Genomic DNA, 4,209 nt, shown 5'->3' with positions numbered 1-4,209 from the left:
ATTGGAAACATAGCATACACCGTACATTACCAACAAAATTTAATTAATTAGACAAATTATTTTGAAAAAACTACGAACAATTCGTATGAAACTTATAAAAAAGTTTCGACACTCTCATTTTGCAACATAATAATTTTTAGATGCGATAATACTCTCATTAGACCAAATTTCATGAAACTATTTTAATTGCAGATATCTTTAAAAAAAAAATGATGATTAATCACTATATTCTATCAAACAAACACTCTGTTTTTTCCAATAGCAGTTGTTACAAGTTTTACATTCAGATTTGCCATATCCATCAATTTTCCATTGAGTTAAAAAAGTAGGATCTTTTACAAAGGGTCTTTGCATTGAAATAAAGTCAATATCAGTATTATTTAACAATTCGATGATTTTATCCATATCTGACCTTCCCCCACCTAAAACAACGGGGATGGAAACATTCTTTGCAACTTTATCCGCAAAGCTCACTAACATGTCTTGATTTGATTGACCTTTTCTAAAGTATTGTGGAGATAAGAATTTAGTAATCTGTAAGCTATCTGCACCGTTTTCAGCAAGAATTTTGCAAATTTCCAGAGAATCCTCTTCATCCTGATACAAATTAACCTTACAGTGAACATGCAATCCTGTTGTTTTTTTAATCAATTTAATTATCTCCAAAACCATTCTCACACGATTGTAAGTATTTCCACCATAATTGTCACTGCGTGTATTTTCAAAAGGATTCATGACACGTGATAAATAAAAATTATTGCCTATGCATAATTCTATTCCATCAAATCCTGCAAACATTATCTTTTTTGCTGCAACAATATAATCCGCCTGAATTGTCCTTATATCCTCCAAAGTCAAATCATTGACTTCCATCATCTGTTTCCCATTTACATTACAGTTGACAAAGCCTATTTGGGCAAGAATTGGAGTATTATTTTCATGGGCTATGCTGGTAACCTCTTTAAAGTCCCGTATGAATGAAGGAGCATTAATATAATCAGTAAAATCACTGAATCTGTCATGACTATATAATGAAATCAACTCGGAGACTATTACGCCAACATTATTTTTTGATAATTTTTCATATCTGTCAAATACATCCTGAGACAGATTTTTACTGGAATCGTTTTGGGATTCCCACAACCCATTTCTTATTATACGACTGGAAACCTCAAGACTGCCGAATTTAGTGTTGTCAAATATACTTTTCATAGTTACATATTAGATAAAAGGAATATAAAAAGGAGAAAGTAATTCACAAATTACCTAAAATTAACTGATTCAATAATTAATCTCAACTTTTGCTTCCTTAAATTACCCTAATAATGGTAACATGTGCTGGTCTTTGTCCTATAACAATTATTGCATTTCAAACATTTGGATTTACCTTCACCATTGATTTTCCAATTATTTAAAAAATCTTCCTTCGCAACAAAAGGCCTGTACATTGACATGAATTCAATATTAGTACTGTTCAGCAATTCATTCATATGAATCATATCATTAAATCCCCCACCAACAATGACCGGAATGTCAACAGAATCTATTAGTTTAGAAGTATAATCTATTAGTTCATCTTCTCCAGATACTTTGTTGGTGAAATACAAAGGTGAAAGAGGTCGTGTTAACTGAAGACTGTCAACTCCAACTTTTTCAAGTAATTTACAAGCTTTAAAACTTTCAGTTGAATTAAATCCATTTTTCCTCTCATCAAACGTGTTGATTTTGCAGGAAATATGTAAATCCAAGTTATCTTTCATTACTTTAACCAATTCCAAAACCAAACGTGACCTATTAAATAAATTTCCACCATAATTATCTTCCCTTTGATTATAATATGGATTGATGAATTTAGATAGGTAAAAATTATTACCTATTGACAATTGAATCCCGTCAAATCCTGCAAATTGCAACTGTTGAGCTGCAGAAATAATATCCGCCTGTATTTTACGAATATCTTCAACAGTTAAATCATTGACTGAAATATCCAAGTCAATTCCACGGTTGAATTTGATGAATTCAACTTGCCCTAAAATTGCAACCCCATAACTATGGCAAATTTCAGCCAATTTTCTTGCCACAGTCATGAAATTCCGATTGCTCATTTTAAAGGAATGTTCACTAAACTTATCATTAGGATATATTGAATACAGCTCAGAAGTAATTAGACCAACCCCGCTTGAGGCTATTTTTTCATATCTATCATAAATTGCGTTTAAATCATCTTGTTGGGATTCCCATAAACCTGTTCTGATGATTCTGCTGTTAAGTATTAAGTCACCGAATTTACATTTATCAAATATGGATTTCATAAAAAGTAATTAGTAAAAAATAGTATAAAAAGAAATAAGTAATTATAAACTTACCTGATATTGTAAATTTTGCGGTATTCACCCAAAAGTTCTTCAATTTCCACATCATCAGAATTGGAATAATTCAATTCATCAAAATAATACTCAGTGATTTCATATAGTATCCTATTAGCCCTAAGGCCTTTAGGAGTTAAAGCATATTCTGTCTTATTATGGTGCTCATCAACAACTGTCTTGGTGATTAGTTCCTGTTCTTCCATATACTTCAGAGTCTGTGCCAACACATGATTACTGATTGTGGGATTTGCATCCTTAAACTCGTTGAAATGTGTCATTCCCCTGAATATATTTGACATGATACAAAAAATCCATTTCCTGTTAAACAAATCTAAAGTATTTCCAATCGGGCAAATATCATTGCTAATCATATTATCTACCAAGTAATTATACAGTTACTTACTTATTTATTAATTAAATCTTTTAAATATTTCTTTGAGGAATATTATGAAAATTACATACTGGAGCGACTTTGCCTGTCCATACTGTTACATTGGCAATAGCAGATTAAAAAGAGCAATCAATGATTTAAATTTGGATGTTGAATTTGATATCCGTGCTTTTGAGCTTGATCAAAACGCACCAAAGGATGTCAAATCCACTACTGTTGAAAGGTTTGCCATCAAATATGGCCTATCAATTGAAGACGCTAGAAAGCAGGTTGCACAAATTTCAGGGCTTGGCCGTGATGAGGGCATTGATTTTAAATATGAATCAACACTTTACACTAACACCCGTGATGCCCACAGACTGATGAAACTGGCACAGGACAAATATCCTGAAAATGTGGAAAAACTGGCCAGATTACTATTGATGCTTATTTTGTTGAAAACCTTAAGCTGGCAGATAAGGAAGTGCTACTTAAAATCGCTTTAGATGCAGGTTTGGATGAAAATCAAATAAATGACGTGCTGAACAGTAATTTATACAACAGTCAGGTTGAAGAAGACGAGGATATTGCATTATCCGGAGGAATACACGGTGTTCCATTTTATTTATTTGACAATAAATACTCAATTCCAGGCGCATTATCATATGATGACTTTAAAAGTGTCCTGTCACAAATTGTTGCAGAAAATGAAGTTGATGATGATAAGGACGCAGACAGTTGTGCTGATGGGGTCTGTAAAATATGAAACTTAAATGGTTAGGTCATTCGGCATTTGAATTAACCTCAAATAGAGGATTAAATATTTTAATCGACCCATTCATTCAGGCAAATCCTGTATGCCCTCTAAAAATTAGCGATTTGCATCCTGACATTATCTGCATCACCCACGGCCATGCAGACCACTTCGGAGATGTCATTGAAATATCAAGAAACAATACAAATTTGATTGTTATAACAAATTATGAAATTTCCATATATCTTCAAAGAAAAGGAGTAAATGCCATTGGAATTAACTATGGTGCATCCGTTAAATTTGAGGATGTTGAAATCAGAATGCTTGAAGCCAGACACAGCTCAACATTTGACTTTGAAATTGATACAAAATATGCAGGGAATCCTGGAAGCTTTTTATTGACTTTCGACAACAATTTGAAAGTTTTTCATGCTGGAGATACTGGACTTTTCTCTGATATGAAATTTGTAATTGGAGAAATTTACAAACCGGATATTGCAATATTACCTATTGGAAACATTTTTACAATGGACATCAAAGAAGCATCAATTGCAACTAGCTGGATTAAACCCAAATTTGTTATTCCAATGCACTACAATACATTTCCTTCAATTGCACAGAACCCTGAGGAATTTGAAAAATTGGTTCCAAACTCTAAAACATTAATTCCAAATGTCATGGAAAGCATTGAATTTTAAAGAGTGTGTTTAACTTAC

Annotated in this window: 6 protein-coding genes; 3 read left to right on the top strand and 3 right to left on the bottom strand. The window is 32.5% G+C overall.

Going from position 1 to position 4,209, the window contains the following annotated elements; translation table 11 throughout:
• Positions 1-216 precede the first annotated feature (216 nt).
• The 3 genes from ACJMML_RS04090 to ACJMML_RS04080 all read right to left on the bottom strand — a co-directional run bounded on the left by ACJMML_RS04090 (position 217) and on the right by ACJMML_RS04080 (position 2,740).
• Complete coding sequence (locus ACJMML_RS04090; RefSeq protein WP_295726969.1) at positions 217-1,212, bottom strand: tRNA-dihydrouridine synthase; 996 nt, start codon at positions 1,210-1,212, stop codon at positions 217-219.
• 107 nt (positions 1,213-1,319) lie between these two features.
• Positions 1,320-2,312, bottom strand: coding sequence for a tRNA-dihydrouridine synthase (locus ACJMML_RS04085; RefSeq protein ID WP_149732400.1), 993 nt, complete (start codon positions 2,310-2,312; stop codon positions 1,320-1,322).
• Positions 2,313-2,362: 50 nt separating this feature from the next.
• Positions 2,363-2,740 carry a helix-turn-helix domain-containing protein gene (locus tag ACJMML_RS04080; RefSeq protein WP_149732399.1) on the bottom strand — a complete coding sequence of 126 codons (378 nt, stop codon included), beginning with the start codon at positions 2,738-2,740 and terminating at the stop codon, positions 2,363-2,365.
• Between the two features lie 76 nt (positions 2,741-2,816).
• Here ACJMML_RS04080 and ACJMML_RS04075 point away from each other — a divergent pair, with 76 nt between their 5' ends.
• The 3 genes from ACJMML_RS04075 to ACJMML_RS04065 are packed head-to-tail and all read left to right on the top strand — an operon-like array spanning position 2,817 to position 4,191.
• On the top strand, positions 2,817-3,245 hold the full coding sequence (locus tag ACJMML_RS04075; protein ID WP_405306099.1) for a DsbA family protein: 429 nt from the start codon (positions 2,817-2,819) through the stop codon (positions 3,243-3,245).
• Positions 3,224-3,505 (top strand): DsbA family protein, encoded by a 282-nt coding sequence (locus ACJMML_RS04070; protein ID WP_405306098.1) that lies wholly within the window; start codon positions 3,224-3,226, stop codon positions 3,503-3,505. Before ACJMML_RS04075 ends, ACJMML_RS04070 begins: the two co-directional genes overlap by 22 nt.
• Positions 3,502-4,191, top strand: a complete 690-nt coding sequence (locus ACJMML_RS04065) for a metal-dependent hydrolase (protein WP_405306097.1) — start codon at positions 3,502-3,504, stop codon at positions 4,189-4,191. The genes ACJMML_RS04070 and ACJMML_RS04065 overlap by 4 nt, the downstream gene beginning before the upstream one ends.
• The last annotated feature ends 18 nt before the right edge of the window (positions 4,192-4,209 follow it).

This window comes from Methanobrevibacter sp. (assembly GCF_045130115.1).
GTDB lineage: Archaea > Methanobacteriota > Methanobacteria > Methanobacteriales > Methanobacteriaceae > Methanocatella.
Note: the sequence above shows the minus strand (reverse complement) of the source record. Positions and strands in the feature narration are given on the sequence as shown.